Source organism: Algibacter sp. (assembly GCF_029245835.1).
Lineage (GTDB): Bacteria > Bacteroidota > Bacteroidia > Flavobacteriales > Flavobacteriaceae > Algibacter_B.
Genome location: NZ_JAQWOO010000051.1, coordinates 38,427 through 60,068 on the forward strand (window position 1 = coordinate 38,427; position 21,642 = coordinate 60,068).

At 33.2% G+C, this 21,642-nt stretch carries 15 protein-coding genes; all 15 read left to right on the forward strand.

Annotation, left to right across the window (positions count from 1 at the left end; translation table 11 throughout):
• The first annotated feature begins 63 nt into the window (after positions 1-63).
• Complete coding sequence (locus P8K68_RS08775) at positions 64-918, forward strand: universal stress protein (RefSeq protein WP_300249693.1); 855 nt, start codon at positions 64-66, stop codon at positions 916-918.
• A gap of 66 nt (positions 919-984) precedes the next feature.
• Positions 985-1,398 (forward strand): hypothetical protein, encoded by a 414-nt coding sequence (locus P8K68_RS08780; protein ID WP_300249696.1) that lies wholly within the window; start codon positions 985-987, stop codon positions 1,396-1,398.
• A gap of 40 nt (positions 1,399-1,438) precedes the next feature.
• Positions 1,439-2,281, forward strand: a complete 843-nt coding sequence (locus tag P8K68_RS08785; RefSeq protein WP_300249699.1) for a restriction endonuclease — start codon at positions 1,439-1,441, stop codon at positions 2,279-2,281.
• 189 nt (positions 2,282-2,470) lie between these two features.
• Entirely contained in the window at positions 2,471-3,844 is a 1,374-nt protein-coding gene (locus P8K68_RS08790) for an MBL fold metallo-hydrolase (protein WP_300249702.1), read from the forward strand.
• 18 nt (positions 3,845-3,862) lie between these two features.
• Complete coding sequence (locus P8K68_RS08795; protein ID WP_300249704.1) at positions 3,863-4,279, forward strand: hypothetical protein; 417 nt, start codon at positions 3,863-3,865, stop codon at positions 4,277-4,279.
• A gap of 117 nt (positions 4,280-4,396) precedes the next feature.
• On the forward strand, positions 4,397-4,915 hold the full coding sequence (locus P8K68_RS08800) for an Hsp20/alpha crystallin family protein (RefSeq protein WP_300249706.1): 519 nt from the start codon (positions 4,397-4,399) through the stop codon (positions 4,913-4,915).
• Positions 4,916-5,038: 123 nt separating this feature from the next.
• The gene (locus P8K68_RS08805; RefSeq protein WP_300249708.1) at positions 5,039-5,485 is read left to right on the forward strand and encodes a hypothetical protein; all 447 of its coding nucleotides are present in this window, start codon (positions 5,039-5,041) and stop codon (positions 5,483-5,485) included.
• Between the two features lie 13 nt (positions 5,486-5,498).
• On the forward strand, positions 5,499-6,167 hold the full coding sequence (locus P8K68_RS08810; protein WP_300249710.1) for a hypothetical protein: 669 nt from the start codon (positions 5,499-5,501) through the stop codon (positions 6,165-6,167).
• 538 nt (positions 6,168-6,705) lie between these two features.
• On the forward strand, positions 6,706-6,849 hold the full coding sequence (locus tag P8K68_RS08815) for a hypothetical protein (RefSeq protein WP_300249713.1): 144 nt from the start codon (positions 6,706-6,708) through the stop codon (positions 6,847-6,849).
• 532 nt (positions 6,850-7,381) lie between these two features.
• A complete protein-coding gene (locus P8K68_RS08820) occupies positions 7,382-8,986 on the forward strand; it encodes a type I restriction-modification system subunit M (RefSeq protein WP_300249716.1) in 1,605 nt (534 codons plus the stop codon).
• Positions 8,987-9,270: 284 nt separating this feature from the next.
• Positions 9,271-10,866, forward strand: coding sequence for a restriction endonuclease subunit S (locus tag P8K68_RS08825; protein ID WP_300249719.1), 1,596 nt, complete (start codon positions 9,271-9,273; stop codon positions 10,864-10,866).
• Positions 10,867-11,267: 401 nt separating this feature from the next.
• Positions 11,268-11,567 (forward strand): GIY-YIG nuclease family protein, encoded by a 300-nt coding sequence (locus P8K68_RS08830; protein WP_300249721.1) that lies wholly within the window; start codon positions 11,268-11,270, stop codon positions 11,565-11,567.
• Positions 11,568-11,849: 282 nt separating this feature from the next.
• On the forward strand, positions 11,850-13,391 hold the full coding sequence (locus P8K68_RS08835) for a Fic family protein (protein ID WP_300249723.1): 1,542 nt from the start codon (positions 11,850-11,852) through the stop codon (positions 13,389-13,391).
• Entirely contained in the window at positions 13,392-16,292 is a 2,901-nt protein-coding gene (locus P8K68_RS08840; protein WP_300249725.1) for a type I restriction endonuclease subunit R, read from the forward strand.
• Between the two features lie 10 nt (positions 16,293-16,302).
• Positions 16,303-21,138 carry a RecQ family ATP-dependent DNA helicase gene (locus P8K68_RS08845; protein ID WP_300249728.1) on the forward strand — a complete coding sequence of 1,612 codons (4,836 nt, stop codon included), beginning with the start codon at positions 16,303-16,305 and terminating at the stop codon, positions 21,136-21,138.
• Positions 21,139-21,642: the final 504 nt, after the last annotated feature.

Below are 21,642 nucleotides of genomic sequence, written 5' to 3' on the forward strand. Positions count from 1 at the left end.
ATATCATTGTTAACTACAATTTGTAAAGGTAAATTTAGGTGATTCACTTATAAAAAGAAACCCATGAAACGCAAAATATTACTACCTACAGATTTTTCTAAAAATGCTTGGCATGCTATAATTTACGCCTTAGAGTTGTATAAGAATGAGCATGTAGATTTTTATATTTTGAATGTTTTTTTTCCTGCGGATAGCATTATGAGTAGTTTGATAAATATGGAACCAGGTAGCGAAATGTATGAAACTGCAAAATTAAATTCTGAAAACAGTTTGGCTAAAGTTATGGATATGATAGCTTTTAGAGATTATGACAACTCCAAACATCATTTTGAAACTATTTCGAAGTTTAACGGTGTAGTTGAAGTTATTAAAAATGTAGTTGAAGAAAAAGATATAGAACTCATTATTATGGGGACTAAGGGTAAGACAGATTCTAAAGCAAAAGTTTTTGGTGGTGTGGCTATTCACATAATGGAAAAAGTAAGAAACTGCCCGGTTATAGTCGTGCCAGAACAAGCAAAACATCACTTACCAAAAGAAATTGTTTTCCCTACTAGTTTTAAAACTCATATCAAGAGAAGAGAACTTAGTTATTTGATTGATTTGACTAAAAATTGCAATGCCTCTATTAGGATTTTGCATGTAGCTAATGAAAACAAATTGAGCAAAAAACAACTCAGTAATAAAACTTTATTAAAAGAATATTTTGAAGGTATACCGCATACATTCCACACGCTAAGTCATATAGAAATACCTGCTGCTATCATTTGCTTTATTGAAAGTAGAGAAAGTGATATGGTAGCCTTTATAAATAAGAAACACGCTTTTTTTGGAAGTATACTAAGCAACCCATTGGTTAAGAAAATTGGTTACGAATCTAAGGTTCCCATATTCGTAATGCACGATTTAAGAAACTGAATACGAATTTTAGTTTAAAATAAGCGTTCAAGGCAGATGATAATTTAAAAGTAAAAACGAGACAAAATGAAACGAACAGGAATATGGTTAGACAAAGAAAAAGCCATTATTGTAACGCAATATAATGGCGATTTAAGCGTAAACACAATACTATCTAATGTGGAGAATTTTCATGTTCATGGTGGTTCAGGAACACGATTAAAAGGTGGTCCACAGGATGTTGTTCAAGATAGCAAATATTTAGAACGAGAAAAACTTCAGTTAAAAAGGTATTTTCAAAATTTAGTTTCAGAAATTAAAGATGTAGATGAGATAGTTCTTTTTGGTCCAGCTGAAGCTAAAAATAAATTTTATAAAGAGTTAAACATAGCTTATAAAGATTTAAGTGCTAAAGTTAAAGATATTGTAAAAACGGATAAAATGACCAAAAGACAAGTAAAATCTTGGGTTAAAGCCTTTTTTAAAACAGAAAAATTGTAGCTTTTATTTAGGAGTCTATTCAAATTTTACAACACTAAAAATGGAAACAAGCACAATAGATATTATTAAATCATCGGGTAAAAAAGTAAAATTTTCATTGGATAAATTAAAGATATCTTTAAACCGATCGGGTGCAGATCAGCAAACAGTAAATCAAATTCTAGATAAAGTAAGAGATGAGTTATATCAAGGTATTTCAACAAAAGAAATCTACAATAGGGCATTTGCATTACTAAAAAAGAAGAAAAGTTATTTGGCTTCAAAGTATAAACTAAAAAAAGCGATTTATGAATTGGGACCTACAGGATTTCCTTTTGAGCGTTTTATTGGAGCCATATTAAAATATTCAGGATATAAAACCCAAATAGGAGTTGTTTTGCAAGGGCAATGTGTAACACACGAAGTTGATGTTATGGCACAAAAAAATGGTGAAACCAGTGTTATAGAATGTAAATTTCATAATGAAGAGGGTCTTAATTGTAACGTAAAGATTCCACTTTATATAAATTCAAGATACCATGATATTAAAGTATTTTGGAAAAGTAACGCTAAAAATAAATCTACCTTAACTAAAGGGTGGGTGGTAACTAACACACGTTTTACCGAAGACGCTATAAAATATGGTAACTGTGTTAATTTGTATTTGTTAAGTTGGGATTATCCTAAAAATGATGGTTTAAAAGATCGTATAGACCGCTTAGGACTCTATCCTATTACGGTGTCTACCTTATTAACCAATAGAGAAAAACAGTTTTTATTAAGTCGAGATGTGGTATTGTGTAGAGCGTTAATTGGCGATGTTTTTTATTTAGACCATTTGGGGATTTCTGAAACAAGAAAAGAAAAAATACTGAATGAAATAAAAATGCTTTGTAATCATTAAGGCTAAACTTATATTTTTATTTGAGAGTCATTTTTTATGAAGTAAGCGTATAATAGGTGTAATAATTAAATGGACTTTTAAATTTAAGAAGTTTTTAATCGTTTATATTTTTTTCTATTAGTTTTTAGTTTAGCTGTATGCTTGAGAGGATTTTAGGATTTTTTTTAAATAAGAAGAAGATATGTTAACATGAAAAAATTTGTTAAAATACATTTTTTAGGAGCATCAGGTGTGGTTACGGGGTCTAAATTTCTTATTGAAACTTCAGAAAAAAACATCTTGATAGATTGTGGTATGTTTCAAGGTTTAAAAGAATTAAGGGCACTTAATTGGAGTGATTTACCCGTTAATGTTAATAAAATAGATACCGTATTGCTTACCCATGGGCATTTGGATCATGTTGGCTATTTACCACGATTATTAAAACAAGGTTTTACAGGTAAAATTATAGGAACTGCACCCACACTGGCTATTGCAGAAATAATATTGAAAGACAGCGCTAAAATTCATGAAGAAGAAGCCAAAAAAGCCAATAAAGAGAAATACACCAAGCACAATCCTGCATTACCTTTTTATACCAAATTTGAAGCTGAAAAGATTATAAGACAATTTCATGTTGAAATGCTTAATACATGGATACCGCTTTCAGAAAATATATCCTATCGTTTTCAGTATAACGGACATATTATTGGCGCAACTTTTATTGAATTGGATATCAACGGAAAACGATTTGTGTTTTCTGGAGATATTGGTAGACCTCATGATTATTTATTAGATAATCCTAAGAAACCCGAATGGGCAGACTATTTGTTTATTGAAAGCACCTACGGAAACAAATTGCATCCCGATGAAAATATTGAAGACGTTCTAACTCAAATTATTACCGAAATCATTCATAAAAAAGGAAATTTAATCATTCCTAGTTTTGCTGTAGAGCGTTTACAAACACTCATGTATGTGCTTTGGCAACTCTATAAAAAAAATAAGATACCAAACATTCCCATTTTTATTGATAGCCCAATGGGAAATAATGTTTTAGAAGTTTTTAAGCGATTTCCTAAATGGCATAAATTATCAATGGCAGATTATAATGCCATGTGCAGCCATATAAATATTATTCAATCTTATAAAGAAACCTGGGAAACCATTGACGATAAACGTTCTAAAATAATTATTGCAGGTAGCGGTATGGTAACAGGTGGTCGCGTTTTAACTTATTTACAACAACTTATTGATGAGCCATCAACTACTGTGCTTCTAGTAGGCTATCAAGCGGAAGGCACCAGAGGGAGACAATTACAAGAAGGCGTGCACGAAATACGCTTTTTTGGTAAATACTACCCCGTAAAAGCAACGATAAAAAATATAGAAAGTTTATCGGCACATGCAGACCAAAACGATTTATTAAACTGGATGAGTGCCATTAAAAATATTCCAGAACAGGTGTTTTTAATTCATGGTGAATCAACTGCTTTAGATGCCTTTCGATTAAAAATACAAGATACTTACAACTGGCAGGTTACCATTCCAAAACTTACAGACGTTAAAAAAGTGATGATATAATCTTCAAACATCAAAATCATGGAAACAATAAAAACTTATAAAAGCTTTACAGAGCATAAATCTATAGAAGAATTGCAATACAATATATTAACAGATTTAACCAGTATTGAAAATATAAAATTTGAGCTTAAATTTTACAAATTATTATTAGAAAAACCCATTTTTAAATCTCATGTATTTAATTTATATGAAACGCTTGTTAGGTTTAAAAAAGAAATAAAGACGTTAGAGGAAAATAGTCAGGATTTACTAAATCAATTAAACTCGCATGCCAAACAACTTAGAGTTAAAATGGAATGCGAAGATATGGTTTGCGATAATTTTTTCATTAAAACACATGATGCAATAAAACAAAAAACATTCAACTTTAAGACTACAGTTTTCAATTTTAAATTTAGACTATTTCAGTATGTAGAAGGTGTAATTATTAATTAAAAGTTATAAATAAAAACTTCAATAAATCACTTTTCTGACTGATATATATCATTGTAAAAACCTGTTTATGTAAGTATATTAATGTATCAAAATTAGTTTAACTTAAATTATAATATCATGACAACATTAATGAAAAGGAGAAGACGAAATGGTTTGAGACCATTAGAAAATCAATTACTTACGCCTTGGGGTAATAATCTGTTAAGACCTTGGGGGAATAGATTCTTTAATTCTAACTTAAATAATCTTACAAGAATTGACGACATTTTTAATGATGATTTCTTAGAAGAAAATAGCTTAATGCCTGCAATGAATGTGCAAGAACACGAAAAAGATTTTGAAATTGAATTTGCAGCACCAAGCTTTAATAAGAAAGATTTTGAAGTTTTTATTGAAGACGATGTACTTCATGTTTGTGCGGAAAAAGAAGCAAAAGAAGCGCGTAAAGAAGAGGGTTATTCTCGTAAAGAATTTAGTTATAAATCCTTTGAAAAATCGTTAGCACTTCCGCCTTCTATTGATTTAGAGCAAGATGTAAAAGCCGTTTATAAAAATGGTGTTCTAAATATTAAATTATTGAAAAAAGAAGAAGCCATTGTGAAAGAAGTTCCTAAAAAAGTTATCGAAGTTCTTTAACTTTTTATCTAGAGCAGAAAGTAATCATACCTAACGAGTTTAATCCATTATTTTGAAGTTTATTAGGTATTACCCTCATAAAGATTACTTTCTGTTTTTTTTTAAATTTTAAAACAATTCAAAATGAAAACAAAACAAGCTAAAGTAAAAAAATATGAAGCCTGGTTGAGCACAGAAACGATGCATAAGGGCTCACTTAAATGGTTATCTGAATTAAGATTTGCTAAAGATGAGCAACTATTTTTTGACGATTTGATAAAATCATACACGCTTCAGCTCATTGATTCAAAACATTTTTTGCGCAGTAAAAAAATTATTGATCGATTAAGTATCCAGCAAAAAGAAACCGAAATATTGATTAATACCATAATAAATCATGAAAAAGGACTTAAAATCATGGTAGATGGCATAAACCAACTTAAAGAAGAAAACGCTTATAAGAAGGAACATGGAAAACTCATCCTTAAAGTAAGTCGTTTTCTAGAAGATTATAGAACTTTAAAATCTCAACTTTTTGAGCTTATAAAAAGCATCATAAAAGAAGGAAAGCAAAAACGCCTACTTCAATAAAATCAAAGTACTAATGAAACCTTTTAAAATCTTAGCAATTTGCTTCTTAATTTTTTCTTGCTCTTCAACAGAGCTCGTAAAAAACTGGAAAAATCCAGATATTATTGAGTATAATCCTAATAAAGTGCTTGTTGTGGGCATGACTTCAAACCTTAAGGCAAGACAAAAATTCGAAAAACAATTACAGGAAGAATATATCTCTAGAGGTATAGAGGCTGTAATGAGTTCAGATTTTTTTGAACCCAATTTTACCTCAGAAAAAAAGACAGAAGAAGAACTAAGAGCACTAGAAGGTGATCTTATAATGGATGGATTTGATACTGTTTTATTCACAAAAGTAATAGGCGTAGAAGATAGAATTATTTACAAGAAAAATTACGATGGATTTGATAGTACACATAGGAGGTTTACAGAAGATTATTTAATGTATCAAGATGCCTTTTATAACGAAGATTATTATGAGGAATATACAGTGTATCATACAGAAACAGCTATGTATTGTATTTGTCCTACTAAAGACAGGGAACTCATCTGGAAAGGCTATATAGATGTTATGGATCCACAATCAATTAACGAGACTGTAAATGATTATGTAAGACTTGTTATTGTGGTTTTAGAAGAGCAACAACTTATTAGCCTAAAAACAGAAAGATATACACCAGAAGAAGAAGCAATCAAATAATGGTCACATCATTTCGAAAAGGATAGCATTAAGGCAGGCCATTAAATTAAAACTATAGCGTGCATATATTGTTATGGAAGAACGCTCATCCTCATGATTTGGAAGTAAATCCACTTAATAATAAAAAAATCAGAAATCATATAAAAGTTGAGTTCAACTCGTAAGTGCAACACATTAAATTAGTATCACTAGTTTCATGTGTTGTTTAGTCTTTTTAATTATTAATATTTAGGCAAGGGGCTTTGCGACTTCTATTTAACAGGCGTTTTAAACATTCCTTTTATAATCATGTTATTTCAAATTGAAAAAAAGTCATTCAACTTTGCAAATAATAAGTAAAAGTCTTTCAGTTACCTGGTACCTTGTGGATAGTAAAGAGTGGATGAATATGATTATTGCTTAAGTAAAAGTATCCTCTAATGAAAAAAATGAAGCTTCACTTAATAAAACCTTATTATAAGGCAAGGTAGTTAATAAGGTTATAAAAGTAAAAAGCAAACTCGTTGTTCCATTTTTTAAGTTAACAGGTGATATGTATATGGTTACAGATTATTTCCCTGAAATGAAATTACTTTATAACGAACGCTCTTTAGGCATCTTTTTAAAAGAAACCAAAGATTTGGTTCAAATGGGTAGAGGCGATATTATTGATATCCACGAGTATTTTTTTGATAATGATTAAAACTGGAAATAAATTATCAAAAAAGCAATTCTATTTTTGGTTATAGTTCCCTCTTTTTATCAACTAAAAGCCCAATCTTGCGATAAAATGATGGAATTTGTAAAATCTAAAAGTTATGGAACAACTTATAATAGTTACAGCAGTACAGCAATCTCTAAAGTAACCTTTTATAAATGTGACCATTGATTATCAAACCTATTATTTCGCCATAGTGTGTTTTAAAAAAGAATAGTCTTATAGCTGTAACGAATATATCTATCAAGTAGGCTCAAGTACCAAAATGTATTATTCCATGAATTATTTGGATAGTGCCGGAAAGGCATTCTGGAAATATATCTAGCCTTATAATGAGAGTTTAGACTGCGCTCCTAATTTTTAATAATTACAATTTATACCTCTAAGAAATTTCAATCATTATGAGGTGGTTTTCAAATTCTTTCATAACTTTAAAAACTCTCTTAAAAGAGTTTGTAATAGCGACTTTCTAAGGTCGCTATTATGTATAAATATAATAAGTAAGAAGAAGATTTAAATGACCGAACAAACCCAACAAATACAAACCCAACTCTGGAACATCGCCAACACCCTTCGAGGTAAAATGGATGCCGATGATTTTAGAGACTACATACTAGGTTTCATATTCTATAAGTATTTAAGTAGAAAAATGGAACTCTATGCCAACGAAATTCTTGAACCCGATAATCTCACTTTCAATCAAGTAGAAGGTCACGAACAAGAAACCGCATTAATCGACGCTATTAAAGACGCCGCACTCGATAAATTGGGCTATTTCCTGCTCCCATCAGAATTATTTAGTGAATTGGCTAGACGCGGCAACGCAGGCGGGAAGCACCAATTCATTTTAGGCGACTTAGCCAAAGTACTCACTCATATCGAGCAAAGCACCATGGGGTCTGAAAGTGAAGAAGACTTTGGTAACCTGTTTGAAGATTTAGATTTAACCAGCTCCAAACTCGGCAAATCCGAAAACGATAAAAACGAACTCATCGTAAAAGTACTCTCGCATTTAGACGAGATAGATTTCGATTTAGAAAATACCGAAAGCGATGTGTTGGGTGATGCTTACGAATATCTCATAGGGCAATTTGCCAGTGGCGCAGGCAAGAAGGCAGGCGAGTTTTACACCCCACAACAAGTATCAAACGTGTTAGCACAATTGGTAACTATGGGAAAAGACAAACTAAAATCGGTGTACGACCCTACCTGTGGCTCAGGCTCTCTGCTATTGCGCGTCGCCAAACAAGTAAAAGAAGTAAGTGCGTTTTACGGGCAAGAAATGAACCCTACCACGTACAACCTGTGCCGCATGAACATGATTATGCACGATGTACATTACAAACGTTTCGATATAAAAAACGAAGATACCCTAGAGCGTCCACAACATGCAAACCAACAATTTGAAGCCATTGTAGCCAATCCGCCATTCTCAGCAAAATGGAGCGCCAGCCCTTTGTTTATGAGCGACAACCGTTTTTCTAACTACGGCAAACTAGCACCAAGCTCTAAGGCCGATTTTGCCTTTGTGCAACACATGGTACATCAGTTAGCCGATAACGGCACCATGGCAGTCGTGCTACCACATGGCGTATTGTTTAGAGGCGCAGCCGAAGGGCACATCCGTAAGTACCTCATAGCAGACCGCAACTACCTAGATGCCGTAATAGGTTTGCCAGCCAACATTTTTTATGGTACCAGTATACCAACTTGCATTCTGGTGCTTAAGAAAGATAGAGCAAGTCATGCTGAGCGCAGTCAAAGTATCCTGTTTATAGACGCCAGCCAACATTTCGAGAAAGTAAAAACCCAAAACTACTTGCGCGAAGCAGACATCAATAAAATCATAGAAACCTACAAAACATACACGTGTCATTCAGAGCAAAGCGAAGAATCTCAAGCCAACATAGATAAATATGCCTATGTAGCAACCTTAAATGAAATAGCAGAAAACGACTATAACCTAAACATACCCCGTTATGTAGATACTTTTGAAGAAGAAGAACCTGTAGATCTGGCAGAAGTTTCTAAGGCACTTAAAACCTTAGATGCAGACATGGCTACTACCGATGCAACCATAGCCGATTTTTGTAACCAATTAGATATAGACACACCCTTCTAACCGTTATTGCTAGCTACACCGTCATTGCGAGGAGGCACGACGTGGCAATCTCATGATAGGAACGTTATTGCGAACATAGTGAAGCAAACTCATGAAAAAAAGTACAAACATTAAACAGATTGCCACGCCAAAAAAGCCTCGCAAAGACGAAAAAATTAAAAAATGAAAAACGAATTACAAACATATAAATTTGGGCACGCCCTTTCAGGTCAGGCTATCACTACTCGCTTCCCGATGAAAAATCGGGAGAGCTCAAACAAACCGTTCTATCCTTCGTGCAGCTTATGAGTACCAAAAAAGCAACGTCATTACGAGGTACGAAGCAATCTTATGATAGGAACGTCATTGCGAAGGTAGTGAAGCAACCTGCTAAAAATACCACGTCATTACAAGGAACAAAGCAATCTACCAAAAACACCACGTCAATGCGAGAAATAAAGCAATCAGTCAAAAAAACAACGTCATTACGAGGTACGAAGCAATCTACCAAAAATACCACGTCAATGCGAGAAACAAAGCAATCAGTCAAAAAAACAACGTCATTGCGAGAAACAAAGCAATCAGTCAAAAAAACAACGTCATTGCGAGGTACGAAGCAATCTGCCCCTTTAATACCTAAATTACGATTCAAGGAGTTTGACGGCGATTGGAATAATAAACAACTAAAGGAAATATGCTCTTTCTTTTCAGGAGGTACACCTACAAGTTCGAATAAAGAGTATTATAATGGAGGCATCCCTTTCATTGGGTCAGGAAATATTTTTGATTCAAATGTTACGAATTATATAACAGAAGAAGCCTTAAATAATTCTTCTGCTAAAATTGTTGAAGTTGGCGATTTATTATATGCTCTTTATGGTGCAAATAGTGGTGAAGTTGGAATCTCCAAAATGTCTGGAGCAATAAATCAAGCTATATTATGCATTAGAACAGAATCTGAAAAAATTGAATTTATACATTGTTTACTAGTTTTAAATAAGGATAAAATTGTTGGGAAGTATTTACAAGGAGGTCAAGGCAACTTGTCTGCGAATATTGTGAAGAAATTAAAATATCATTTCCCCACCCTCCCCGAACAACAAAAAATAGCATCCTTTTTATCTGCGGTAGATGAAAAAATACAGCAGCTCACCAAAAAGAAGGCCTTGTTGGAGGAGTACAAAAAAGGTGTCATGCAACAACTCTTTTCTGGCAAGCGCCGCTTTAAACCAGATCCCCACAACGAAACGTCATTGCGAGCTAGTCATTTCGAGGACAAAGAACGAAGCAAACTGAAGCAATCTGTGCAAATGGAAACGGAATACCCAGATTGGGAGGAGGCTGTTATGCAAGATGTCTTTGAAAGAATAAAAGAGAAGAATAAAGAAAACAATCAGAATGTAATGTCAATCTCTGCTCAAATGGGACTAATTAATCAATTAGAATATTTTAATAGATCAGTCTCAGCCAAAGATGTAACTAATTATTACTTACTCAAAAAAGGAGATTTTGCATATAACAAAAGTTATTCAAAAGGCTACCCAATGGGAGCTATTAAGAGATTAGAGTTTTATGATAAAGGAGTTGTTTCAACTTTATATATCTGTTTTAGGATTAAAGAAAATGATGATTCTACATTCTATAAAGAGTTTTTAGACCATGGAGGAATCAATAAAGAGTTACACAAAATAGCACAAGAAGGAGCTAGAAATCATGGCTTATTAAACATGAGTGTGATTGAATTTTTTAGAGATATTAAAATTCCAAGGCCTTCTACCGAAGAGCAAATTGTTATAGGGAAGTTTTTAAAAGATTTATCATTTAAAATAGAATCAGCGAAAGAACAAATAACCCAAACGCAAACCTTTAAAAAAGGGCTGTTGCAGCAACTATTTGTATAACGTCATTGCGAGGGAGGCATGACGGCGGCAATCTCATGAAAGGAGCGTCATTACGAACATAGTGAAGCAATCTCATAAAGAGGAGTACACGCATTAACCAGATTGCTTCGTTCCACTCGCAATGACAATTGAACCGTCATTGCGAACGTAGTGAAGCAATCTCATAAAGAGGAGCACACGCATTAACCAGATTGCTTCGTTCCACTCGCAATGACAATTGTACCGTCATTGCGAACATAGTGAAGCAATCCCATAAAGAGGAGTACACGCAACAACCAGATTGCTTCGTTTCACTCGCAATGACAATTGAACCGTCATTGCGAACATAGTGAAGCAATCTCATAAAGAGGAGTACACGCAACAAACAGATTGCTTCGTTCCACTCGCAATGACAAATAATTATGAAACCAGGCTATATATACATACTAACCAATAAAAACAATACCACACTTTATGTGGGGGTAACCGCTTACTTAAAAGAGCGTATTACTCAGCATAAAGAAAAACACGATAAAAAGTCGTTTACGGCGCGGTATAATTTAAACAAGTTGGTGTATTATGAAGCCTATCAAGATATTGGAGAAGCCATAGGACGAGAAAAACAATTAAAAGCCGGCAGTAGAGCAAAGAAAATAATACTAATAGAAAAGGAAAATCCTGATTGGAAGGATTTATATGACGTCATTACGAGGGAAGCATAACCGCTGCAGTCTCATGAATGAACCGTCATTGCGAACGTAGTGAAGCAAACTCATGAAGAGAACCTAAACATTAAGCAGATTGCTTCACTGCATTGACCAATGGCCTCTTGCGCGCGTTTTTATGATAATTGGAATTTTGCGCACGTTTTTTTTTCATGACGCACATTTTTTATTTTAAATTTTGCGCACATTTTTTTTAAAAAACTCAAATAGCGCACGTATTTTTAAATTAGCGCATATTTTTTTAACTATATTTGAATACAACTTATAGAAATTTAAACCATGGATATAATAATACCATCAATTAAAACATCCATATTTCAGGGTAATACCACTCCAGAAAAAGGAAAAATAGTGGGTTATGGTGCTATTATAGAAGGCTTAAAACTGCCTATACCTTTTCCAAATGTATTATCTCTAATTACTGAAAAAAGCAAAAAATATAATACTGGAGATTGGAATGTATTTCCAGCTTCATACCAACCAGAAGAAACATTATATAAACAACTGGTATTTGCCATTAAATATGAAGGTATAAATTTATTATTGTTTAAATCCCTATTTAATACCATACCTAAAAAAGATATACAAGCTATACTGAATATTGAGCCTACCGGACAATATAGCCGAAAAATATGGTTTTTATATGAATGGCTGCAACAAGAGGAAATTGATGTGCAGGTAGATTTAAAAAAGCGTAAATACATTCCTTTGTTAGATGTAAACATGCAATACGCCATAGAAGGACAGGAGTCTGTACGACAAAAAATCACTAATAACCTTCCTGGAACCAGAGATTATTGTCCATTAATATTTAAAACAAAAAAACTAGAAAAACACATAAGTGCCAATATATCAGGCAAGAAAAATACCTTCTTAAAAAGTATTCATAAAGATGTATTACAACGTGCATCTTCTTTTCTATTGTTAAAAGATTCGAAAGCATCTTTTACTATAGAGGGGGAAAATCCAGGAAATAATCGGGCGATGCGTTGGGGAAAGGCTATTGGTCAAGCAGGTCAAAAACCATTAAGCGTAGAAGAGTTAATTCGCTTGCAGCAAATAGTCATAGAAAACAGTAGGTTTATAGATATGGGCTTGCGAAAAAAAGGTGGATTTGTTGGAGCACATGACCGCACTACAGGAGCGCCAATTCCGGACCATATTTCTGCCAAAGCAGGAGATATTGAACAGCTATTAAAAGGATTAATTGCTACCAATGAGGTGTTGCAAGATCAAAGCTACGATGCCGTACTAGCCGCAGCTAACATAGCGTTTGGTTTTGTTTTTATTCACCCTTTTATTGATGGAAATGGCCGTTTACATCGCTATATTATTCATCATGTTTTGGCGAAAAAAGCCTACACACAGCAAGGTGTGATTTTCCCCGTGTCGTCATCAATATTAGACCACATTGATGATTATAAAACCGTTTTAGAATCATATTCACACCCGTTGTTAGATTATATTAATTGGAAAGAAACCGAAGATCATAATGTTGAGGTTACAAATAATACTATTAACTTATATCGTTATTTTGATGCCACAAAACAAGCAGAGTTTTTATATGATTGTGTAGAAGATACTTTAGAACGTGTTATCCCAGAAGAAGTAACGTATTTACAAAACTATGATGCATTTAAAAGATATATAGATAATCATTTTGAAATGCCAGATAAGATGGTTGCAATACTAGTTCGGTTTTTAGAGCAAAATAATGGGGTTTTATCAAAAAGAGCGTTGGCAAAAGAATTTTCGGCTTTAAAAGAAAAAGAAATTAAGGACATAGAAATGAATTATAAAACCATTTTTTTAGAAGTATAGATGAGCACCCAATCTGAAGCCAAATTAGAAAACAACTTAATCCAACAATTGGTTGGTTTAGGTTATACATCTGTAAAAATACTAGATGGTAACGCATTAGTTGCAAATCTAAAAAACCAATTAGAAGCGTTTAATAAATCAACCTATACAGACAAAGCGTTTGATGCCATTCTCAATCATTTAGCCAAAGGCAATGTGTTTGAAAAAGCCAAAACCTTAAGAGACCGTTTTAGTTTTACCAAAGAAAATGGAGACATCGCTTATGTGCGTTTCTTCGATTCAGAAAACTGGAATAACAATTTGTTTCAAGTTACTAATCAAGTCACTCAAGAAGGACATTATAAAAACCGCTACGACGTTACGCTTTTAGTAAATGGTTTACCGCTCGTTCAAATAGAACTCAAACGCCGAGGGATTGAAATTAAAGAGGCCTTTAATCAAATCAATCGTTATCAACTGCATTCGTTTTGGAGCAACCATGGCTTGTTTCAATATGTACAATTGTTCGTTATTAGTAATGGTGGCAATACCAAGTATTTGGCAAATAACAAACTGCAATCGGTTAAGCAAACCTTCTTTTGGGCAGATTCAAAAAATAAAAATATTACAGCGCTTAGCAATTTTGCAGCTTCATTTTTAAACCCAAACCATTTGGGTAAAATGATAGCGCATTATATTGTAATTAACGAAACACATAAAATTTTAATGGTGTTGCGTCCGTATCAATACTTTGCTACAGAAGCCATTATTAACCAAGTACAAACAAATACCAATAACGGTTATATCTGGCATACTACAGGTTCTGGTAAAACCCTAACATCTTTTAAAGCAAGCCAGATTTTAATGGAAGTGCCTACTGTTTATAAAGTGGTATTTGTAGTAGACCGTAAAGATTTAGATTACCAAACCATGAAAGAGTTTAATGCCTTTAAAGCGGGTAGTGTAGACTCCACTAATAATACAACCAGTTTGGTGAATCAGTTTCTAGGTACCTTTAAAGACAAAAAAGGCGTGCGTAAAGATTCCGATTTAATTATTACCACCATTCAGAAATTAAACAATGCCATTTCAGGGCATTATCGCAACCAATTAGAGCCTTTAAAAAACGAACGTTTTGTGTTTATTTTTGATGAGTGCCACCGTTCTCAGTTTGGTGATACGCATGCGCGAATCACTAAGTTTTTTAGTAAAAGTCAGCTTTTTGGTTTTACAGGAACTCCCATTTTTGCAGATAATGCTTCTAAAAATGAATTGGGTAAACGTACCACTAAAGATTTGTTTGGTACCTGTTTGCACAAATACGTGATTACAGATGCTATAAGGGATGAAAATGTACTGCGTTTTGGTATTGAATATGTAGGTAAGTATAAAAATAAAAGCAATGCTTTTTTTGATATAGAAGTTGAGGATATTGATAAGAAAGAGGTCTTTGATGCCCCAAAGCGTCTCACAAAAATTGTAGATTACATTATAGCGCTTCATTCGCAAAAAACATTTAGTAAAGATTATTCCGCATTGTTTGCTGTGAGTAGTATTGATAATGCCATTAAGTATTACGATATATTTCAACAGAAAAAAGAAGCAGGAGAACATGATTTGCGCATTGCAACCATATTTACTTATGGTGCTAATGAAGATAATGCCTTTGCACAGGATTATCTTCCAGACCATGAGATGTCTAAGGCAGCTGAGCCTGCTTCGAAATACCAATTAAGCCACACCAGGAATAAACTTGAAGCGTATATTGGTCATTATAACAATATGTATAATACCAACTTTACCACTAAAGATCAGCAACAATTTGAGAATTACTTTAAAGACATTAGTAAGCGTTTAAAGGAACGCGAGAAAGTAACGTTTAATGAGGAGAAGGATAGGCTGGATATTGTAATTGTTGTTAATATGATGTTGACTGGTTTTGATGCCAAAAAGGTAAACACATTGTATGTAGATAAGAATTTGAAGCAACACGGATTAATACAAGCCTTTTCGCGTACTAACAGGACCTTAGGAGAGCAGAAGTCGCAAGGAAACATTTTGTGCTTCCGCAACCTTAAAAAAGCCACTGATGATGCCATCACGCTGTTTTCTAATAAAGAGGCTATAGAAGTGGTTACTATGCCAGATTATGAAAAGATTGCCGAGAAATTTGATGAAGCCCTTAATGCGCTTAAAGCTATAGCGCCAACCTACCAAAGCGTTAACGATTTACAAAGTGAAGAAGACGAGGCCGCTTTTGTCCAAGCCTTTAGGAAGCTTTTACGAAATATGAACGTCCTGCAATCATACACTGATTTTGACTGGGATGATTTACCTATAGATGAGCAGGAGTTTGAAGATTATAAAGGCAAATACTTGGATCTATATGAGAAGGTAAAACGTGAGTCTGCCAAAGAAAAAACATCTATTCTTGATGATATTGATTTTGAGTTAGAATTGATTCACAGAGATAGAATTAATGTGGCTTATATCTTAAAATTACTTGCCAAATTAAAAGACAGTAAATCAGATGAAGCCAAGGCACAGAAAAAAGCCATTATTGATTTATTAGGTGGAGATATTAAGTTAAGAAGCAAACGTGAGCTCATTGAAAAGTTTATTGAAGAGAACTTACCACATATTAGTGACGTAAACCAAATAGAAGAGGAGTTTGAGCAGTACTGGCAAGACCAAAAAGTATTAGCCTTAGGAAAATTGTGTGAAGAAGAGCATTTGGACAAAGCCCAATTTAAAGCTTTAATAGATGCCTATATTTATAGTGGCCAAGAACCTATTCGCGATGAGGTTTTTAAATGTTTAGATAACCGTCCAAGTATTTTAAAAGCACGTGAAATTGGAGAACGCATCCTTAATAAAATGAAGGAGTTTGTTGAGGTGTTTATTAATGGTATGGTGGGGTAAATGAACTGATATGCAAAACATCCTTTTTTTAGACATTGAGACCAACCCTAGGAGTAAAAGGGTAGATTATGGTGCAACTTTCAAAGGGCAGGAATTACATGAAAGTAGCACCGTTAAATTGTTGCAATGGATAAAAGAAGCCAAATATATATGCGGACATAATATTCTTAATCATGATATTCCAGAGTTAAAAAAGAAACTAGGTAATCAGGTTTTTGTAGGTAAAAAATATATAGATACTTTACTATGGTCACCTCTACTATTTGTGAAGCGGCCTAACCATAAACTTACAAAAGGATATCGCATTGTAAACGCATCAGAGGTCAATAATCCACTGTCAGATTGTAAACTAACAGAAGATTATTTAGTGCGAGAGTTGAATAGGTTCAATGAGATAAGTGTTAAAGAAAAAAGTGTCTTGTACAACTTACTTAAAAATGAAGCTAGTTTTAATGTCTTTTTTGAGTTAGCAAGGTTCGATGATTCTAAAATTGTTGAATCTAGTTTAGCTGATTTGTTGGGTAAAGACATTTGTGCAAATGTAGATCTGGATTATTATATGAATCAATACCCTGTAAGTTTAGCGTATGTGTTTACGCTTCTTAGGTTAGGAGATGTTGACGCTGTATTACCCCAATGGGTTAGGCATGAATATCCGGATTCAGAAAAAATCCTGAATGAAATTCGATTTGAATCCTGTACTGCTGCTGATTGCCACTATTGTTCAAATAAATTGAATCCAAGAAAAGCACTTCTTGAATATTTTAATTATAATGACTTCAGGAAATTTGATGAATATAGAACCATCAGTTTGCAAGAAGAAGCGGTAAGGGCAGGTTTACAGAAGAAGTCTTTTGTGGCAGTATTTCCAACTGGTGGAGGAAAATCGTTAACCTTTCAATTACCAGCTCTTATGAGGGGGATGTCTACTAGGCATCTGACAATTGTGATTTCTCCGTTGATTTCACTTATGAAAGATCAGGTCGATAATCTAAGAGATCGTTTTGGTATAACAAAAGCAGTAGCCATAAATGGATTGTTGTCTCCTTTAGAACGCCAGGAAGCATTTGAAATGGTAAGTGATGGAACAGCAGATTTACTTTATTTATCTCCAGAATCGTTAAGATCTCCTTCCATTTTTAAGTTAATACTTTCACGTTCGGTTGGAAGAGTAGTTATTGATGAAGCCCACTGTTTTTCAAGTTGGGGTCAAGACTTTAGAGTTGATTACCTATTTATTGCCGATTTTATTAAAAAAATAGAAACCGAAAAGAATGTTTCTCAAATTCCTGTGTCTTGTTTTACTGCAACAGCAAAATTACAAGTAATAAAAGATATAAAACATTATTTTGAAGATCGTCTTGGCTTGGAGTTGGATGAGTTTATTTCGAATAAAGGAAGAACAAATCTTTCGTATGAGGTAGTTAATGTAGATAACCCAGATAGAAAGATGAGTTATTTGCTAAACATACTTCAGGATTGTGAAAAGCCCGCAATAATTTATGCATCTAGGACAAAGCAGGTTGAGCAGGTTAGTACTTTAATAAATGAGGCTGGATTTGATTCTACTTTCTTTCATGGTAAGTTAGATAAGGATGAAAAGAAGGCCAATATGAACGCTTTTATGAACGATCAAAAGCAAATCATAGTGGCTACATCTGCTTTTGGTATGGGGGTTGATAAGGACAATGTAAAATCAGTGATTCATTATAATATTTCAGATTCCCTAGAAAATTATGTTCAAGAATCGGGAAGGGCAGGAAGAGACGAAAAAATTGAAGCAAAGTGCTATATATTATATACTGAAGAAGATTTAAATAAGCACTTTAGTTTATTGCAACAAACCAAGCTCAATCACAAGGAAATAAAAGACATTTGGAGAGCTATAAAGGGGCAAGCTAAATATAGAGATAAAATTAGTCAGTCTGCATTGGAGATCGCAAAAAAATCTGGCTGGGATTCAGAGATGTTGGATCTAGAAACCAAAGTTAAAACAGCTATTTCTGCGCTCGAGGATCAGGGTTTTTTAGTTAGATCATTAAATTCACCTAGGGTGTTTGCTGATAGCTTATTAGTAAAAAGCTTTGGTAGTGGGCAGGAGATTCTTCATAATAGTGATAAGATTACAGATCAAGATAAGAAGGATTGTGCTATTGTTTTAAAGAGAATAATCACGGATACTGAAACTCGGGTAGATTATCTTGCTAATATTACAGAGTTATCTGCCAAAAGAATTCAAGATGTAATAAGAATATTAAGAGATCATTTTATATTAGGAGATGCCAAGGATTTAACTGCATTTTTAAGTCTTTTACAATCGAAAAATGGATCGAAAAAGGTATTAGAATCTTATTTGAAAATTGAAAAGGGCATATTTGAAAACATAAAATCCCAAAAATTAGTTATTCCTTTAAGAGAATTAAATCAAAAGTTACTCGATACTGGTGGAATCGAATCAAACGTTGAACATATTAGGTCGCTTTTAACGTATTGGGATAAGAGAAGGTTTGTAAAGAAACGTAGAAAAGATAAAGAAAAAGATATTTATGAAATAGAATTTATTAGGTATAAAGACCTTCAAGAAGACATAAATTGGCGTCATAATCTATCATTATCAACATTTGGATACTTAGAGAATTTAGCAATTAATAATAAAGACCACAAGGGTAGAAAGGAAGAAGTGCCCGTTTCTTTTTCCCTTCTTGAACTGAAAAAATCTAACCAGTTCATGGGGAAATTAGTCGAAGAAAACACTAAGAAATATGAAAGATGTTTGCTATACTTAAATGATATAAAGGCCATAAAATTGGAAGGTGGGTTTATGGTGTCATATAATAAATTAAATATTTCGGATGTAGATAAAAATAAGAAAGTATTTACTTTAGATAATTACAGTAAGATGGAGGAATTTTATCTTCATAAAACGGAACAAATACATATTGTAGGGGAGTATGCTAAGAAATGTGTTGAGAATTATGAATCAGCATTAGCTTATGTTAATAATTATTTCACTTTAGATTATAAAGAGTTTCTATCCCGATATTTTCCTCGTAACAAAAAGAAGGAAATACAAAGATCCATTACTCCTAAGCGTTTTATAGAAATCATTGGTAATCTAGATACTGATCAAAGTAAAGTTGTAAACGATAATAAATCAGACAGCATATTGGTTTATGCCGGACCAGGCAGTGGTAAGACCAAGGTCTTAGTTCATAAAATTGCGAGTTTATTGCTAATTGAAGATATAAAGCCCGAGCAATTCATGATGCTAACATTTTCTAAGGCTGCTGCTTTAGAATTTAAACAGAGGGTTAGAAAATTAGTGCCTGAATATTCGGGGCTAATTAAGATAACCACATTTCACGGTTTTTGCTTTCAGTTACTTGGTCAACTTGGGGATCTTTTTAAGTCTAAAAATGTAATTCAAGATTGTATTAAGGCCATTAAAGAGGGCGAAATAGATATTACATCCATAGAGAATAAGAGTATATTGATGTTTGATGAATTCCAAGATATTAATCAAGAAGAGTGGGAACTTATTGATTTGATAATAGAAAAAGCCGAAAACCCTAGAGTCATAGCTGTAGGAGATGATGATCAAAATATATATAGTTTCAGAGGGTCTTCAAATGCTTTCATGACCAAGTTCAAAAAAGACTATTCCGCGACATTGTATACACTTCCAAGGAATTATAGAAGTTATTCTGAAATAGTAGAATTTAATAACCATGTTCTTGATTATCTTAAAAATAGACTTAAAAAACAAAGATTAATCGCTAACAATACCAGAGGGGAAGGGAATGTTAATATCATTAAGTATAACGGGAAATATTTGGAAGAACCCTTAGTTAAGTATTTGAATAAATTTAATTTACCTGGTAGTAAAGCTGTTTTAACTAGATCTAATATGCAAGCCTTACACATTAGTTCTATGCTAAGAGAACTAGGTTATAAGGTAAGACTGATGGCGGGGTTTGATGGATTTCGCGTTTCAGATTTATTTGAAATAAGAAGTTTTGAAAATCAATTAAATAATAATGTAGGAGAGTCTGGTATTATATTAGAAACCTCTTGGGAGTTAAGCATTGAGTGGTTTAGAGATAATTTTAAAGGGTCCATGCATTATGAAATCTGTATGGGGTTGATTAAGAATTTTAACTATTCTAATCCTGACAAGAAACTAATGGTAGATTGGAGGGAGTATTGTCGTGAAATTAATATGGAAGATGCTGTAAAGGCTAACTCTGAAATTGTTATTGTTTCAACAATGCATAAAGCTAAGGGTAAGGAATACGATCATGTTTATATGTTGGTGGAGGATTATGATTATACTTCAAGTGAATCGAGGAGATTATTGTACGTTGCGAGTTCAAGAGCTAAAAAGTCATTACACATTCATACTAATGTGAACTTTTATGATGGAATTGATTCTAATAAAATTAATAGAAAAATATTTGAAGGAGAATTACATCAACCCTTTAAGTATGAAATGATATTAAGCCATAGAGATGTTAGTTTAAGTTCTCAGAGATACCCTGGACCTTTATATATATTGAAATCTATCAAAACAGGAGATATACTTGAAAAGGACATGATGACTTTCGGAGATAATAAGGCACCTGGTTTACAGAAAAAAGGACAAGGAAATCTATTGTTGTTTTCAAGAAAATTTGTTAAAGAACAATATGCACCAATGATTAATAGAGGGTATGAAATGGTAGGGTCTAGCGTTGAATATATTGTGTATTGGTATGATAAAGAAAAAGCGAAAGAATATAAGATTGTTTTACCGAGATTAAGGTTTGAGAAAAAGGATGGAGATAATTCACAATTAATTGGGAAGTAATAATATTTAATTTAAACAATTCCTTGAGGCTCTGTGTCGGGGTAAAAGTGGAAAGTTTGAAAACCATAGGTTTTTATCAAACTTAAAAAGTTTTTTTCCGTTGAATACCCCTATGGCTCTGCCTCGGGGATTCTTTATTAGAAAAAGGACTTTGTTGTTATTAATGTTCTACCTAAAACAAAAAAACCAAGATTCATATCTTGGGTTTTCCTTTGTTTCCTATGTAGCGAGAGGGGGCACTATCCCCCGACCTCCGAGTTATGAAGGAATTTAATAATTCCTAAAGCGCCTGTTTATATGGCTTTCCGGATGCTTGTGTTCTAAATCGTGTTCAAAAACATGTTCAGTTCGTGTTCACTAATTAATAGGCAGTATCTCATAAACTGTGTAAGTTTTAAAATCTCAGGTTAATATTTAGCCTGAGATTTTTTATTTATTAATTTTAAATTTTACACATTTATGAAACCAGAAGATTTATTGAACGAAGATTTTTTAAAGCAATTT